Below are 15,177 nucleotides of genomic sequence, written 5' to 3' on the forward strand. Positions count from 1 at the left end.
GAGGTACCGGTTGATCTCGCCGTGCACGACGCCGTCCGGGCCGTTGTAGGAGCCGAACACGAACCAGATGAGCGAGTTCGGGATGTGGTGCAGGCCGAACGGCAGCAGCAGCCGGTTGACGACGCCGGCGGTGGCGTCGGGCACGACCAGCACGGCGGCGGGCAGGACGGTGACGGCGGTCAGCAGCGCGCCGAGCGCCGCGCTCCGGCGCCGTGCCGCGGCGGCGCCGGCGGCGGGGCAGTCCGGCGCCGCGAGCGGGACGCCCGGGTGGTCGTGCGCGTGGGAGGACACGGCGTGCTCCTTCGGAGGTCGTCCCCGGCCGAACGCGCTATTTCCCAATAAAGAAGAATGTCGGAATTGTTCGTCCATCGTGCGCAGGGATTCGGCGAGGAATTGATGCCGTCCCCGCGAATTTAGCGTGCCGGGAGCCGCTCCACCTTGCGTCCCATCCAAAAGGCCGTCAGCCAGAGCGCCCCGAACAGGACGCCGAGGAAGAACATGGCCGGTACCATGAACCCGGTCGCGATGATCGCCACCTGCAGCACCGAGCCCGCCGCGAACGACCACCGGAACCGCAGCAGCCCGGCCATCAGCAGGCACAGCACCGCGAGGCCGCCGCACACCGCCCCGGCCGTCGCGCCGGACACGTCCAGCACCGCGACCGCCACCGGGATCGCCAGCGCGATCACGATCGCCTCGCAGGCCAGCACCGTGGCGTACAGCCTACGCACCGGATTCGCGGCCTTCCTCCCGGCCTGCGCCCCGGCCTGGGCCCCGGCCTGCTGCCGGGTGCCCTCCGTCGCGCCTTCCGTGGTGCCCTCGGCCATGGCGGTCACCGGCCCTCCTCTACCCGCAGCAGTGTCCTGGCGTCGCCCGCGGTGACCACCGAACCGGTGATCAGGACGCCGGCGCCCCGGTACTCGCCGGTCTCCTCGGCCAGCCCGATCGCGCGGTCGATCGCGTCGTCCAGCCGCTCCGCGACGTGGACCCGCTCCGGCCCGAAGATCCCTTCGGCGATCTCCGCCAGCTCCTCGGGCGGCAGCGACCGCGGCGAGGAGTTGCGCGTCACGACCAGCTCGGCCAGGACCGGTTCGAGCTGGTCGAGGACCCCGGCGACGTCTTTGTCCGCGGCGACGGCGAGCACGCCGACCAGCCGGGTGAAGCCGAACGACTCGGTGACCGTTGCGACGGTCGCCGCCATCCCGGCCGGGTTGTGCGCCGCGTCCAGCAGGACGGTCGGGCCCGTCCGGGCGACCTCCAGCCGGCCCGGCGACGCCGACTTGGCGAACCCGCTGCGCACCAGCGCCGGGTCGAGCTGCCCCTCGTCGCCGCCGAGGAACGCCTCGCCGGGGGCGATCCGGGTCGCGGCCTCCAGCGCGACCTCTCCCCTGGTCGGCGCGCCGCTGGCGAACGCCTCGACGGCCGCCAGCGCGGTCGCGGCGTTGCTCGCCATGTGCTCCCCGAACAGCGGCAGGAAGATCTCGTCGTAGGTGCCGTGCAGGCCGCGCACGCCGATCATCTGGCCGCCGACCGCGACGTCCCGGCTCAGCACGCCGTACTCGATGCCCTCGCGCGCCGCGGCGGCGCCGGTCTCCACGACCCGCCGCAGCAGCACCTCGGCCGCCTCGACGGGCTGCTGGGACAGCACCGCGACCGAGCCCGGCTTGATGATCCCGGCCTTCTCCCCGGCGATCTCCTCGAGGGTGTCGCCCAGGTAGCGGGTGTGGTCCAGGCCGATCGGGGTGACGACGGCGACCGTGCCGTCGGCGACGTTCGTCGCGTCCCACGTGCCGCCCATGCCGACCTCGACGACCGCCACGTCGACGGGCGCGTCCGCGAACGCGGCGAACGCCATCGCGGTCAGCACCTCGAAGAACGACAGCCGCGCCTCGTGCTTGCCGTCGACCAGCTGCACGTACGGCAGCACGTCCTGGAACGCCTCGGCGAACCGCTCCTCGCTGATCGGCTCCCCGTCGATCGCGATCCGCTCGCGCAGCGTCGTCATCTCCGGGCTGGTGTACAGCCCGGTGCGCAGGCCGCGCTCGCGCAGCAGCGCCTCGATCAGCCGCGCGGTGCTGGACTTGCCGTTCGTGCCCGCGACGTGGATCACCGGATACGCGCGGTGCGGCTCGCCCAGGACGTCCACGAGGTCGCGGATCCGGTCGAGGGTCGGGTCGATCTCCCACTCGACGCCCCGGCTCATGATCGCGCTCACGGCGCCGCGGTAGTCGAGCGGCTCGGTTGCCTGGCTCACGATGAGAGCCTATCCGGCGGTGCCGCCGGCCCAGTCCGCACCCGCGGCGGCCGGGGGCGCGCGGAGTGGAACCATGGGAACCATGCGGGCCGATGAGGTTTTCTTCCGGGAATGGGAGCGGCGCCGACCGGGCGAGACGCGCAGCCTGGCCCGCGCACGCGAGCTGGCGGAGGCGCTGGGCGTCCTGTCCCCCGGCCTGCCGGTGCTGACCGTCGTCGGGTCCAAGGGCAAGGGGACGGCGGCGACGTACGCGTCGGCGTTCCTCGCCGCCTCGGGCCTGCGCGTGGGCACCGTCACCAGCCCCGGCCTGCGCAGCAACCGGGACCGGATCAGGATCGGCGGCCGGGCGGTCTCGGACGCGGAACTCGCGCGCCTCGGCGACCGGCTCGGCGCGGCCATGGCGGGGCTCGGCCCGCCGGCGGGCGGCTACCTGTCGCCGTCCGGGCTGTTCACGCTCGCCGGCGTCCTGCACGCGCGCCAGGCGGGCGCGGACGTGCTCGTCCTGGAGGCCGGAATGGGCGGCCGGTCCGACGAGGTCGCACTGTTCCCGCCGGACGTGGTCGCCATCACGCCGATCTTCCTGGAGCACGCCGGGGTGCTCGGCGACACGCCCGCGGAGATCGCCGCCGAGAAGCGCGGCGTGGCGGGGCCGGGCACGCCGACCGTGTCGGCGCCCCAGTCCCCGGACGTGGCTGACGCGCTCGGCCCGGTGGAGTACGCCGGCGACGGCGGCGTCCCCGCCGATCTCCTGCCCGCCGGGCTCGGACGCGCCGCGGCCGCGACCGGCATCGCCGCCGCTCGCCGCCTCATCGGCGGCGGTCCACCGGCGGAGACGCTGCGGCAGGTGCTGTCCACGGTCGTGCTGCCGGGCCGGGTGTCCTGGCACACCGTCCCCGGGACGGCCACGACGCTGCTCATCGACTCCGCCATCGACGGGACCGGCGTCGCCGCCGCGCTCGCCGCCGCTCAGGAACGCTGGGGCGAGGTCGATCACGCCGTCGTCTGCCTGCCCGACCACAAGGACCTCGACGGGGCCGTGCGCGCGCTCGGCGACCTGCCCGTCACCTACGTCCGGCTGCCGCAGGAGCACCTGCGCTTCACCCGGCCGCTCCCGCCGTCCTGGGACGTCGTCGGCGCGAGCGCCGTCACGCCGGAGGCGCTCGCCACCCTCGGGCACCGCGTCGCCGTGCTCGGCACCGTCTACTTCACCGGGCTCGTCCTCGACCGGATCGGGGCCGGCACCGAGCGGCTGTTCGTCCCGCCGGCTACCGCGCCGGCCTCTCGACGTCCTTCCGGATCCGGCGCATGACGTCGTCCATCAGCGAGAAGTCCGGGTTCGCGGTCGCGACGTCGGACGCGACGATCCCGTAGGAGTCGCGGGTCGCCCACGCGCAGTATGTGTGCGTCTCGGCGAGCACCGCGAACGTCCCGCACTCCGCCCTGCCGCCGTTCTGCCCCGGGTTGCCCTGCTCGCCGGAGATGAACGTGCTGGGCCGCAGCTTGCGCAGGAACGCCGCCGGGTCGCCGACCGCGCCCGTCCCGCCCACGAACAGCACATTCGCGCGCCCGACCGGCTCGGTGTACACCGCCGTGCCGTTCTTCGCCGCGGGGACGCCGGCGGCCTCCACGGCCGCCATGACGAACGGGTACGCCGCGCTGGCGGCGGGCTCGACGGGGTCCCTGGTCATCCCGCCGGCGCGCGGCAGCACGTTGATCTTCCGGGTGGACGCGGCCGACCCGGCCCCGGCGCCCTTCCCGCCCTTCTCCGCGCCGGGCCCGTCCGGCTTGAACGCCAGGACGCCGACCAGCAGCACCGCGACCAGCGCCGCGCCGACCGCGGCGCCCAGCAGCAGCCCGGACACCTGCCGGCGCTCCCGCGCCGGCTCGGCCGCGCCGGGCGGCGGAGCGCCCAGCGGCGCGGGCAGCAGGTGCGGCCCGGTCCCGTCCGGGAGCACGATCGGGCCGGTCCCGTTCGGGAGCGGATGCCCGCCCGTGCCGCCCGGCAGCGGATGCCCGCCGGTCCCGACGGGCAGGGGGTGCCCGCCGGTGCCGTTCGCCGCGACGGGCAGGCGGTGGCCGCCCGTCCCGCCCGGAAGCGGCTGCGGGCCCGTGCCGTTCGCGATCATCTGCGGTCCCGTCCCGTCGGCGCCCGCCGACCACCACGGCGGCGAGTCGCCCCAGGGCGCCGGGGCGGCGGTGAACCCCCCGGGCGGCCCGCCGTCCTCGACGACCTGCTGGCGGCCCGGCTCGTCGCCCGGCGGCGCACCCGGCACGCCGGGGCGAGGAGGTGATTCGGCCATTGCTCTCCCGAGGATTCCGTACGCCTGAAAGCCCGCGGATCACCCGGATCGTAACCGGGCGGCCGGGCCCGCGCCGACCGTTCGCGTCAGGCCGGGCGCCCGTGGCCCGGCCGGACGCCGCCGACCCGCCGCGCTCAGGCCGGCGGCAGCGCGCCGAGCTGCGCCTCCAGCCGCGCGATGGCGGCGTCCGCCTGCGCCAGCCGGTCGCGGTTCTTGGCGACGACCGCCTCGGGCGCCTTCGCCATGAACGCCTCGTTGCCGAGCTTGCGCCGCGCCTGGTCGGCCTCCTTGCGCGCCGCCGCGAGGTCCTTGTCGAGCCGCTTGCGCTCGGCCGCGACGTCGATCACCCCGGCGGTGTCCAGCCGGACCGTGACGCCCTCGACCGGCAGCGACGCGGTGGCCGCGAAGCCGTCGCCCGGCGCGGTCAGCCGCAGCAGGGCGCGGACGCCCTCCTCGTGCGCGGCGAGCGGCGACCCGCCCCACTCCAGCGCGGCGGCGACCTTCTGGCCCGGCTTGAGCCCCTGGTCGGCGCGGAACCGGCGGACCTCGGTGACGAGCCGCTGCAGCGACTCCACCACGGTCTCGGCGCCGCGGTCGGCGCGGCCGGCGTCGGCGGACGGCCAGGACGCGGTCACGATCGTGTCGGCCCCGGTCAGCGAGGTCCACAGCTCCTCGGTGACGAACGGGATCACCGGGTGCAGCAGCCGCAGCAGGCTGTCGAGCACCTCGCCGAGGACGCGTCGCGTCGCGTCGGCGCGCTCGTCCGCGAGCTGGACCTTCGCCAGCTCCACGTACCAGTCGCACACCTCGTCCCACGCGAAGTGGTACAGCGTCTCGCACGCCTTGGCGAAGTCGTAGGACTCCAGCTGCGCGTCCACCTCGGCGATGACCGCGTGCAGCCGCGACAGGATCCACCGGTCCACCGTCGTGAGCTCGGCCGGGACGTCCCCGCGCACGTGCGCGCCGTTGATCATCGCGAACCGGGTCGCGTTCCACAGCTTGTTGCAGAAGTTCCGCGACCCCTGCGCCCACTCCTCCGCCACCGGGACGTCGCCGCCCGGGTTCGCGCCGCGCAGCAGCGTGAACCGCGTCGCGTCGGCGCCGTACCGGTCGATCCAGTCGAGCGGGTCGACGACGTTGCCGAACGACTTCGACATCTTCTTGCCGTGCTGGTCGCGGACCATCCCGTGCAGCGCGATGGTCGTGAACGGCTCGGCGCCGTCCATCGCGTACAGCCCGAACATCATCATCCGGGCCACCCAGAAGAACAGGATGTCGTACCCGGTGACCAGCACCGACGTCGGATAGAACCGCTCCAGCTCGGGCGTCTTGCCAGGCCAGCCGAGCGTCGAGAACGGCCACAGCGCCGAGGAGAACCAGGTGTCGAGGACGTCGCCGTCCTGCGTCCAGCCGGCGGGCGGCTCCTCGTCCGGGCCGGGGCAGGCGGTCTCGCCGTCCGGGCCGTACCAGACCGGGATGCGGTGCCCCCACCACAGCTGCCGGCTGATGCACCAGTCGTGCATGTTGTCGACCCACTCGAAGTAGCGGGACGCCATCTCCGGCGGGTGGATCGCCACCCGGCCGTCGCGGACCGCGTCGCCCGCGGCCTTCGCCAGCGGCCCCGCCTTCACGAACCACTGCAGCGACACCCGCGGCTCCACCACCGTGGAGCAGCGCTGGCAGTGCCCGACCGAGTGCTCGTACGGGCGGATCTCCTTGACGATCCGGCCCTGCTCGCGCAGCGCCGCGACGACCGCCGGGCGCGCCTCGAACCGGTCCAGGCCCTCAAACGGGCCGGGCACGGTGACCACGCCCCGCTCGTCCATCACCGACATCGACGGCAGCGAGTGCCGCCGGCCGATCTCGAAGTCGTTGGGGTCGTGCGCCGGGGTCACCTTGACCGCGCCGGTGCCGAACGCCGGGTCGACGTGCTCGTCCGCCACGACCGGGATGCGGCGGCCCGTCAGCGGCAGCTCGATCTCCCGGCCGACCATGTGCGCGTACCGCTCGTCGTCGGGGTGGACGGCCACGGCGGTGTCGCCGAGCATCGTCTCCGCCCGCGTCGTCGCGACCACGATCTCGTCGTCGCCCGACCCGTACCGGATCGAGACGAGCTCGCCGTCGACGTCCTCGTGCTCGACCTCGATGTCCGACAGCGCCGTCAGGCAGCGCGGGCACCAGTTGATGATGCGCTCGGCGCGGTAGATCAGGCCGTCGTCGAACAGCCGCTTGAAGATCGTCCGGACGGCGCGGGCGCGCTGGTCGTCCATCGTGAACGCCTCGCGCGTCCAGTCGACGGAGTCGCCGAGGCGGCGCATCTGGCCGAGGATCCGGCCGCCGGACTCGGCCTTCCACTTCCACACCCGGTCGACGAACGCCTCGCGGCCGAGGTCGTGCCGGGACAGGCCCTCCTTGGCCAGCTCCCGCTCCACGACGTTCTGCGTCGCGATGCCCGCGTGGTCCATGCCGGGGATCCACGCCGTCTCGTAGCCCTGCATCCGGCGCCGCCGGATCAGGGTGTCCTGGATCGAGTGGTCGAGGGCGTGCCCCATGTGCAGCGAACCGGTCACGTTCGGCGGCGGGATCACGATCGAGTACGCGGGCCGGGACGGGTCGCGGGCCGGGTCGGCGGTGAACAGCCCCGCCGATACCCACCGCTCGTAGAGCCGGCCCTCGACATCGGCCGGTCGGTACTGGGTGGGCAGGTCGACGTCCGCGGCGGCCCCGTGGCCGCGCTCATTGCTGGGCTGTGTCACGGCCAACGATTCTACGGGGACCGCGGCGGTCCCACGGCCCGCCCCGCGCCGCCCGGCACCGCCGCACAGCGGCCCGTGGCGGCCCGCGGCGGCCCCAGAGAGCGTTTTCCCGCCGCGGACGGGACACAGGTCACCTGACACCGGGTCGCCCCCACGGAAAGGGTGATGCCGACACGCCGCGACACCGGGGGCGAAAGGAGTGGGAAGGGATGCGAGCGGTACTGGGGCGCACCGCCGCGCTGGCGGGCGCGTTCGCCGCCGGGGCCGTCGCGGCGCACGCCGCGGCGATCCCCCACCTGCTGCGCCTCACCCGCGACCTGCAGCGCTCCCGCGAGCGGATCCTCGCCAGCCGCGAGGAGGAGCGCCGCCGGCTCCGCCACGACCTGCACGACGGGCTCGGCCCGACCCTCGCCAGCCTCGCCATGTCCCTGGACGCGGCGCGCATCACCCTCGCCGGCGAGCCCGAGCGGATGGACCCGCTGCTCGCCGACGTCCGGGACCGGCTCGCCACCGCCGTCGGCGAGATCCGCGACCTCGCGCACGGCCTCCGCCCGCCCGCGCTGGACGACCTCGGCCTCGTCGCCGCCATCGAGTCGTTCGCCGAGGGCTGCGCCGAACGGGTCGACGTCCGGTTCGACGGCGGGCCCGCCGAACTGCCCGCCGCCGTCGAGGTCGCCGCGTACCGCATCGCCCAGGAGGCGCTGACCAACGTCCGGCTGCACGCGCCCGACAGCACCGCGATGGTGCTGCTGCGCCGCGACGCCGACCTGCACCTGATGGTCGCCGACACCGGCCCCGGGCTGCCGGACGGCGCCCGCAACGGCGAGCGCCCGCGGCCGCGCCGCGGCATGGCCGCGATGAAGGAGTGGGCGGCGGAGATCGGCGGCGGCTGCACCGTCACGTCCCGGCCCGGCGGCGGGACCGTCGTGTCCGCGCGGCTGCCGCTGCCCGCCCCCGGCGCCGCCGGGTACCATCATGCTCCGCCCGGACGCCGGAACGGGCGCCCCTGAGCAGGTGAGCGGAGGCCGCCGATGACGGACGCGATCCGGGTCCTCATCACCGACGACCACCCGGTGTTCCGGCAGGGCCTGAAGGGCCTGCTGCAGGCGCTGGGCGTCGAGGTCGTCGGCGAGGCCCAATGCGGCCCGGACGCGGTCCGGATGGCCGCCGAACTGCAGCCCGACGTGGTCGTGATGGACCTGCACATGCCCGGCGGCAACGGCATCGAGGCCACCCGGACCATCACCCGCACCAGCCCCCGCATCGGCGTGCTCGTGCTGACGATGTTCCGCGACGACGACTCGGTGTTCAACGCGATGCGCGCCGGCGCCCGCGGCTACCTGCTGAAGGAGTCCGGCGCCGAGGAGATCGCGCGGGCGGTGAAGGCCGTCGCGGCCGGCGAGGCCATCTACGGGCCGGAGATCGCCCGCCGCGTCCTCGCCTACTTCACCGACATGCCCGACCCGCGGCAGGCCGCGTTCCCGCAGCTCACCGAGCGGGAACGGGAGGTCCTCGAGCTGATCGCGCAGGGCCGCAGCAACGCCGAGATCGCCGGCACGCTGTTCCTCAGCCAGAAGACCGTCCGCAACCACGTGTCGAACATCTTCATGAAGCTGCACGTCGCCGACCGCGCCCAGGCCATCGTCCTCGCCCGCGAGGCCGGTCTCGGCGAATCACGCGGCTGACCAGCGACGAGTCCCAGCGCTGACCGGGGACGAACCCCGCGGCCGACCCGGGACACGCGAACGCCCCTGGGCCTCGGGCCAGGGACGTTCGCAAGCGGTCGCTACGCGCTCTTCTCGCGCGGTTCGCGCTTGGGGCGGTCGCGCGGGACGAGGGTCGGGTTGACGTGCTCCAGGACCGCCTCGCGGGTGATGACCACGCGCGCGACGTCCTGCCGGCTCGGCACCTCGTACATCACCGACAGCAGGACCTCCTCCATGATCGCGCGGAGGCCGCGGGCGCCGGTGCCGCGCAGGATGGCCTGGTCGGCGATCGCCTCGAGGGCGTCGTCGGTGAACTCCAGGTCGACCCCGTCCAGCTCGAAGAGGCGGTGGTACTGGCGGACCAGCGCGTTCTTCGGCTCGGTCAGGATGTTGATCAGCGCTTCCCGGTCCAGGTTGTGCACCGAGGTGATCACCGGGAGCCGGCCGACGAACTCCGGGATCATGCCGAACTTCAGCAGGTCCTCCGGCATGACGTCGCCGAGCACCGCCGAGGACTCCTCGAAGTCGGACTTGGAGCGGATCTGGGCGCCGAAGCCCATCCCCTGCTTGCCCACCCGGGACTCGACGATCTTCTCCAGGCCGGCGAACGCGCCACCGCAGATGAACAGCACGTTCGTGGTGTCGATCTGGATGAACTCCTGGTGCGGGTGCTTGCGGCCGCCCTGCGGCGGGACGCTCGCGGTGGTGCCCTCCAGGATCTTCAGCAGGGCCTGCTGGACGCCCTCGCCCGAGACGTCCCTGGTGATCGACGGGTTCTCGCTCTTGCGGGCGATCTTGTCGACCTCGTCGATGTAGATGATCCCGGTCTCGGCCTTCTTGACGTCGTAGTCGGCCGCCTGGATCAGTTTGAGGAGGATGTTCTCGACATCCTCGCCGACATATCCGGCCTCCGTCAGCGCCGTGGCGTCCGCGATGGCGAACGGGACGTTGAGGAGTTTCGCGAGCGTCTGCGCGAGCAGCGTCTTGCCGGATCCGGTCGGGCCGAGCAGCAGGATGTTGGACTTGCCCAGTTCCACCTGGTCGTCCCGGCCCACGTCACCCGACTGGATCCGCTTGTAGTGGTTGTAGACGGCGACCGACAGCGCCTTCTTCGCCGTCTCCTGCCCGATCACGTAGGAGTCCAGGAACTCGTAGATCTCCCGCGGCTTGGGCAGGTTGTCCCACTTCAGGTCGGAGGTCTCGGAGAGCTCCTCCTCGATGATCTCGTTGCAGAGATCGATGCACTCGTCGCAGATGTACACGCCCGGACCCGCGATGAGCTTCTTGACCTGCTTCTGGCTCTTCCCGCAGAACGAGCACTTGAGCAGATCACCACCGTCGCCGATGCGTGCCACCCAACTGTCTCCTTTTCGTGGGGCCGCCCGTCTGAGAGGGTGCGGCGCGGCCGGCTGGCGTCCCGAGGGCTCTCGACGTTGGACTCGACGTTACCGCCTCCAACGGACTTGGTAAGCCCCTCGCCCGGAAGTATGACCACCGGGCTCGGGACTCCCCGCGTCCTACGTCCTCAGGACGACACTACCTCCGCCTTGCGCTTCCTGCTGGCGAAGACATCGTCGATGAGACCGTACTCCTTGGCCTCGTCGGCGGTGAGGATCTTGTCGCGCTCGATGTCGCGGCGGACCTCCTCGATGGGCTTGCCGCTGTGCTCGGCCAGGATCGTCTCGAGCAGCTCGCGGATCCGCATGATCTCGCGGGCCTGGATCTCGATGTCGCTGGACTGGCCGTAGGTGCCCTCGGTCGCGGGCTGGTGGATCAGGATCCGCGAGTTCGGCAGCGCGGCCCGCTTGCCGGGCGTGCCGGCGCCGAGCAGCACCGCGGCGGCCGAGGCGGCCTGGCCGATGCAGACCGTCTGGATGTCGGGCTTGACGAACTGCATCGTGTCGTAGATCGCCGTCATGGCGGTGAACGAGCCGCCGGGCGAGTTGATGTAGATGCTGATGTCGCGGTCCGGGTCGATCGACTCCAGCGTGATCAGCTGGGCCATCACGTCGTTCGCGGACGCGTCGTCGATCTGCACGCCGAGGAAGATGATCCGCTCCTCGAAGAGCTTGTTGTACGGGTTCATCTCCTTGACCCCGTACGTGGTGCGCTCGACGAAGGAGGGGATGATGTACCGGCCGTCGATCGGCGCCGGGGACCCGCCCGCCTGGACGCCGGGCCGGGCCAGATCGCTGAAGCCGGGTCGGATGAGGTCGCTCACTGTGTGCCTCCGATAGATGTTCAGGTCGTCAGGAGACGGGGCCCTCGGAGGGCACCTGGTTGGCGCTGAGGACGACATGGTCGACGAACCCGTAGTCCTTGGCCTCGTCGGCGGTGAACCAGCGGTCCCGGTCGGAGTCGCGCTCGATCTGGTCGAGCGGCTGGCCGGTGTGCTGGGAGATCTTCTCGGCGAGCGTCTTCTTGACGTACAGCATCTGCTCGGCCTGGATCTTGATGTCGGAGGCGGTGCCGCCGATGCCGCCGGACGGCTGGTGCATCATGATCCGGGCGTGCGGCAGGGCGTAGCGCTTGCCGGTGGTGCCCGCGCACAGCAGGAACTGGCCCATCGAGGCGGCCAGCCCCATCCCGACCGTCACGATGTCGTTCGGGACGTACTGCATGATGTCGTAGATCGCCATGCCGGCGGTGACGGAGCCACCTGGCGAGTTGATGTAGAGCGTGATGTCGCGGCGGCCGTCCTCGGCCGACAGCAGCAGGAGCTCGGCGCAGATGCGGTTGGCGATGTCGTCGTCGACCTGCTGGCCGAGGAAGACGATGCGCTCGCGCAGCAGCCGCTGGAACAGCTGGTCGCCCAGGGGCAGCAGGGGCGCCTCGGCCACCCGCGCCTGGATCCGCGACGACTCGTCGAAAGTCGGAGGCATGCTCACCGGGTGTTCCTCCGGTCCTTTTAATCGGTTCGGATGATTGGACAGTAACGCGCTCACGACCCCGCTTAAGCCCGGGGGGCCGCCTTTTCGCCAGGGGCGTACCCAGGCCCCGGCGAGGTATGGACGATCTCCGCGAACGCGACACGCCCCGCACCCGGAGCGCGGGTGCGGGGCGTGTCGGGAACGCTCAGAACGTCCTGAACGCGACGGGCCTACTTCGCGTCGTCGTCCTTGGCGTCGGCGGCGGGGGCCTCCTCAGCGGCGGCCTCAGCCGTCTCCGCGGGGGTCTCCTCGGCGGGCTCCCCGGCCTCGGCCGTCTCGGCGCCGGCGGCCCCGGCGGCCCCGGCGCCGTCAGCGGCCTCGGCGGCCTCGGCGTCGGCGGTCTCGCCGTTCAGCTCGCGCTGCACGGCCTCCACGTCGATCACGTTGCCGGACTCGTCCTTGATCGTGACGTGCTCGACCACGAGGTTCAGCGCCTTGCTGCGCAGCACCTCCGACACGATCGCCGGGAGCTGGTTGTTCTGGGTGAGGTACTCGGCGAGCTGCTGCGGCGCCACGCCCATCTGCATGGCCTGCGTGACGACGTACTCGCTGAGCTCCTCGTTCTCGACGTTCAGCTCCTCCTGGACGGCGAGCTGGTCGAGGACGAAGCCGCCCTTGACGGCGAGCCGTGCCGCGTCGGCGACCTCGGTGTCGAACTCCTCCTCGGACTTCTCCTCGTCCTTGAGGTAGTCCTCCTTGGACATGCCCGCCATCTGGAGCTGCTGCTCCAGCTGCTGGTTGCGGCGGCTGATCTCCTCCTCCACCACCTTCTCCGGCAGCGGGATGTCGATCTTCTCCAGCAGCGCCTCGAGGGCCTTGTCGCGCGCCTCGGACAGCTGCTGCAGCTTCACCTGCCGCCCCAGCCGGGTCCGGACGTCCTCGCGCAGCTCGTCGATGGTGTCGAACTCGCTGGCGAGCTGGGCGAACTCGTCGTCCAGGTCGGGCAGGTTCTTCACCTTGACGCTCTGCACCGTGACGGTGATCTCGGCCTCCTCGCCGGCGTGCTCGCCGCCGACCAGGGTGCCGGTGAAGGTCTTGTCCTCGCCGGCGGACAGGCCGACCAGGGCCTCGTCCAGGCCCTCGATGGCCGACTTGCTGCCGACCTCGTAGGAGTAGCCGGTGGTGGAGGCGTCCTCCACCTCCTCGCCGTCGACCTTGGCGACCAGGTCGACGGTGACGAAGTCGCCCTCCTCGACGGCCCGCTCGGCGGTGGTCAGCGACGCGAACCGCTCGCGCAGGTTGCCGACCGTCTCGTCGACCTGCTCGTCGGTCACCTCGGCGTCGTCGACGACGACCTCGATGCCGTCGTAGTCCGGCACCTCGAACTTCGGCCGGATGTCGACCTCGGCGGTGAAGGCGAACTGGGAACCGTCGTCCAGCTCCGTCACCTCGACCTCCGGCTGGCCGAGAACGAAGATCTCGGTCTCCTCGACGGCGCGGCCGTACAGCTCGGGAAGCGCGTCGTTGACCGCCTCCTGCAGGACCGCACCCCGGCCGACGTACTTGTCGATCAGCGGGGCGGGGACCTTGCCGGGCCGGAAGCCCTTGATCCGCACCTGCTGCGAGATCTCCTTGTACGCCTTGTCGAGGTTCGGCTTGAGCTCGTCGAACGGAACCTCGACGGTGAGCTTGACCCGGGTGGGGGTCAGCTCCTCGACATCGGTCTTCACTGGGGTAGGTCTCCTTGATCGGGCGCTGTCTCGGCCGCGGCGTTCGACGCGTGCTCTTTCCTGCCTGGCGAGCGCCCGGCCTCGACGCAGGCGGCCTTCATGCCGCTGCCCGTCTGCGTCTTCTCAGCCGGTCGGTCTTCGCGGGCGCGGGCATGCCGAGATGCGGCTCCGCGCCCTCGCGCGCCAAGTCTATGGGGTAGCGGCGGCGTCTGCGGACATCGCGGTGGGCTCGGACCGGCGAATCGCTGTCAACAATCCCGTACAGGCAGTGACATTTGGCACCCGGACCCCCCATACTCGTCCGGGATGAACGGGATAGCCGCGGCCTTCAGCGCGACCGGTCTGTACTACCTGGGGTTCGCCGTCTTCAAGCTGGCGGCGGACCGGATGGCCCCTGTCCGGGGCAACCGCATCCTGCACATGATCTGGACGATCGTGAGCAACTGGATCTTCCTCATCGCCCTCGCCGTCGTGCTCGGCGGCCTCAGCCTGCAGATCGTGGCGCTCGGGAAGCTCCCGCTGTCCACCGCGGTGCCGATCTTCATGTCCGGGGTCGTGCCGCTGCTGCTCATCGCGATGGTCTTCTTCGGCGAGCGGCTCACCGCCCGCGAGTGGCTCAGCCTGCTGCTGATCGCCGCCGCGATCCTGCTGCTCACCGCCTCCATCAGCGGCCACGAGCCGATCCGGTCGGCCGACGTGCCGCTGTGGAAGATCGCCGTGGTGGTGGCGCCGGCGGTGCTGGTGCCGGTGCTGATCCTCGTGCTGGGCGACTACCGGCCGGACGGCCGGCACGCCCGCCCCGTCACGGGCATCGCCTACGGGCTGAGCTCGGGGTTCCCGGTCGGCACCGCCGAGCTGGCGATCAAGGGGTGGAGCGACGACGCGCACGCCACCAGCCTGCGGATCGCCGCGACGCCCTGGCCGTACCTGACGGTGTTCGCGGCGGCGATCGGCTTCGGGATCATGGTGATGGCGTTCCAGCGCTGCCGGGTGTCGATCGTGTCGACCGTGATGACGGTGAGCGCCAAGTCGTACCTGCTCACCATGGGCACCTTCATGTACGCGGAGGCGTGGCCGAAGGACATGGGGCACTCGGCGATGCGGTTCGGCGCGCTGCTGCTCGGCGCCGTCGCCGTCCTGCAGTTCCCCCGGCACCGGCCGGTCGAGGAGGACGCGCGCCCGCGCGAGGACGTCTCCGCCGCACAGGACCCGTTCGGCGGTCCCGCGGTGGGCGGGCCGGTGCTCGGCGGGCCGCAGCTCGGGCAGCAGCAGCCTCCGCCCCGGGTGCCGCCGCAGCGCAGCCCCTACGCGCAGGACCCGCTGGGCACGGGCCCGTACAACCTGCCGAACCCGCCGCAGCAGGGCGGCGGTGCGCCGCGCCGGCCCGCGCCGGATCCGCGCCGCTCCCCCGCGCCGGAACCCCACACCGAGACGCGCTCGGACGGCCGCTGGCGCGGCACCGGCCGCTGACCGGATAGGGCCACATCACCCCCGAACGGCAGTAAGCCGCGCCAAGCTGCGGGGAGCTTGGGCATGGCGGCGAAGTGCGGCGGGGGGGGCC

The 15,177-nt window shown here is 72.4% G+C and carries 12 protein-coding genes and 1 pseudogene; 4 read left to right on the forward strand and 9 right to left on the reverse strand.

Annotated features, from left to right (window positions below; genetic code table 11):
- The 3 genes and pseudogenes from F9B16_RS41630 to F9B16_RS41640 all read right to left on the reverse strand — a co-directional run.
- Nucleotides 1-291, reverse strand: a pseudogene (locus F9B16_RS41630) (hypothetical protein); the annotation flags it as partial.
- 122 nt (nt 292-413) lie between these two features.
- Nucleotides 414-827, reverse strand: coding sequence for a DUF4233 domain-containing protein (locus F9B16_RS41635; RefSeq protein WP_151545784.1), 414 nt, complete (start codon nt 825-827; stop codon nt 414-416).
- A 5-nt stretch (nt 828-832) separates the two neighbouring features.
- Nucleotides 833-2,254: a bifunctional folylpolyglutamate synthase/dihydrofolate synthase gene (locus tag F9B16_RS41640; protein ID WP_404800564.1), complete on the reverse strand. Its 1,422-nt coding sequence runs from the start codon at nt 2,252-2,254 to the stop codon at nt 833-835.
- An 82-nt stretch (nt 2,255-2,336) separates the two neighbouring features.
- Here F9B16_RS41640 and F9B16_RS41645 point away from each other — a divergent pair, with 82 nt between their 5' ends.
- A complete protein-coding gene (locus tag F9B16_RS41645) occupies nt 2,337-3,563 on the forward strand; it encodes a folylpolyglutamate synthase/dihydrofolate synthase family protein (protein WP_151545776.1) in 1,227 nt (408 codons plus the stop codon).
- On the opposite strand, the gene F9B16_RS41650 is transcribed toward F9B16_RS41645, so the two are convergent.
- Both F9B16_RS41650 and F9B16_RS41655 read right to left on the reverse strand, forming a co-directional pair.
- Nucleotides 3,520-4,554, reverse strand: a complete 1,035-nt coding sequence (locus F9B16_RS41650) for a hypothetical protein (RefSeq protein WP_151545777.1) — start codon at nt 4,552-4,554, stop codon at nt 3,520-3,522. The genes F9B16_RS41645 and F9B16_RS41650 overlap by 44 nt on opposite strands.
- Nucleotides 4,555-4,688: 134 nt before the next feature.
- On the reverse strand, nt 4,689-7,310 hold the full coding sequence (locus F9B16_RS41655) for a valine--tRNA ligase (protein ID WP_151545778.1): 2,622 nt from the start codon (nt 7,308-7,310) through the stop codon (nt 4,689-4,691).
- Between the two features lie 209 nt (nt 7,311-7,519).
- Here F9B16_RS41655 and F9B16_RS41660 point away from each other — a divergent pair, with 209 nt between their 5' ends.
- Together F9B16_RS41660 and F9B16_RS41665 are read left to right on the forward strand one after the other, a co-directional pair.
- Nucleotides 7,520-8,320 carry a sensor histidine kinase gene (locus F9B16_RS41660; RefSeq protein WP_151545779.1) on the forward strand — a complete coding sequence of 267 codons (801 nt, stop codon included), beginning with the start codon at nt 7,520-7,522 and terminating at the stop codon, nt 8,318-8,320.
- 21 nt (nt 8,321-8,341) lie between these two features.
- Nucleotides 8,342-8,995: a response regulator gene (locus F9B16_RS41665; RefSeq protein WP_151545780.1), complete on the forward strand. Its 654-nt coding sequence runs from the start codon at nt 8,342-8,344 to the stop codon at nt 8,993-8,995.
- Between the two features lie 101 nt (nt 8,996-9,096).
- On the opposite strand, the gene clpX is transcribed toward F9B16_RS41665, so the two are convergent.
- From clpX to tig, 4 genes are all read right to left on the reverse strand, one after another.
- On the reverse strand, nt 9,097-10,371 hold the full coding sequence (clpX, locus tag F9B16_RS41670; protein WP_151545781.1) for an ATP-dependent Clp protease ATP-binding subunit ClpX: 1,275 nt from the start codon (nt 10,369-10,371) through the stop codon (nt 9,097-9,099).
- 170 nt (nt 10,372-10,541) lie between these two features.
- Complete coding sequence (locus F9B16_RS41675; RefSeq protein ID WP_151545786.1) at nt 10,542-11,204, reverse strand: ATP-dependent Clp protease proteolytic subunit; 663 nt, start codon at nt 11,202-11,204, stop codon at nt 10,542-10,544.
- A gap of 61 nt (nt 11,205-11,265) precedes the next feature.
- Nucleotides 11,266-11,898, reverse strand: coding sequence for a ClpP family protease (locus F9B16_RS41680; protein ID WP_151545787.1), 633 nt, complete (start codon nt 11,896-11,898; stop codon nt 11,266-11,268).
- A 218-nt stretch (nt 11,899-12,116) separates the two neighbouring features.
- Nucleotides 12,117-13,616: a trigger factor gene (gene tig, locus F9B16_RS41685; RefSeq protein ID WP_151545782.1), complete on the reverse strand. Its 1,500-nt coding sequence runs from the start codon at nt 13,614-13,616 to the stop codon at nt 12,117-12,119.
- Between the two features lie 306 nt (nt 13,617-13,922).
- Between tig and F9B16_RS41690 the strand changes: the two genes are divergently transcribed.
- Entirely contained in the window at nt 13,923-15,086 is a 1,164-nt protein-coding gene (locus tag F9B16_RS41690; protein WP_151545783.1) for a hypothetical protein, read from the forward strand.
- The last annotated feature ends 91 nt before the right edge of the window (nt 15,087-15,177 follow it).

This window comes from Actinomadura montaniterrae, assembly GCF_008923365.1.
In the GTDB taxonomy this organism is placed as follows: Bacteria; Actinomycetota; Actinomycetes; order Streptosporangiales; family Streptosporangiaceae; genus Spirillospora; species Spirillospora montaniterrae.

What these genes read in the sequence shown, in the direction of transcription:
- F9B16_RS41680 (WP_151545787.1), bottom strand. Translation starts at nt 11,898, where the DNA reads ATGCCTCCGACTTTCGACGAGTCGTCGCGGATCCAGGCGCGGGTGGCC.
- F9B16_RS41650 (WP_151545777.1), bottom strand. Translation starts at nt 4,554, where the DNA reads ATGGCCGAATCACCTCCTCGCCCCGGCGTGCCGGGTGCGCCGCCGGGC.
- F9B16_RS41645 (WP_151545776.1), top strand. Translation starts at nt 2,337, where the DNA reads ATGCGGGCCGATGAGGTTTTCTTCCGGGAATGGGAGCGGCGCCGACCG.
- F9B16_RS41690 (WP_151545783.1), top strand. Translation starts at nt 13,923, where the DNA reads ATGAACGGGATAGCCGCGGCCTTCAGCGCGACCGGTCTGTACTACCTG.
- F9B16_RS41660 (WP_151545779.1), top strand. Translation starts at nt 7,520, where the DNA reads ATGCGAGCGGTACTGGGGCGCACCGCCGCGCTGGCGGGCGCGTTCGCC.
- F9B16_RS41635 (WP_151545784.1), bottom strand. Translation starts at nt 827, where the DNA reads ATGGCCGAGGGCACCACGGAAGGCGCGACGGAGGGCACCCGGCAGCAG.
- F9B16_RS41665 (WP_151545780.1), top strand. Translation starts at nt 8,342, where the DNA reads ATGACGGACGCGATCCGGGTCCTCATCACCGACGACCACCCGGTGTTC.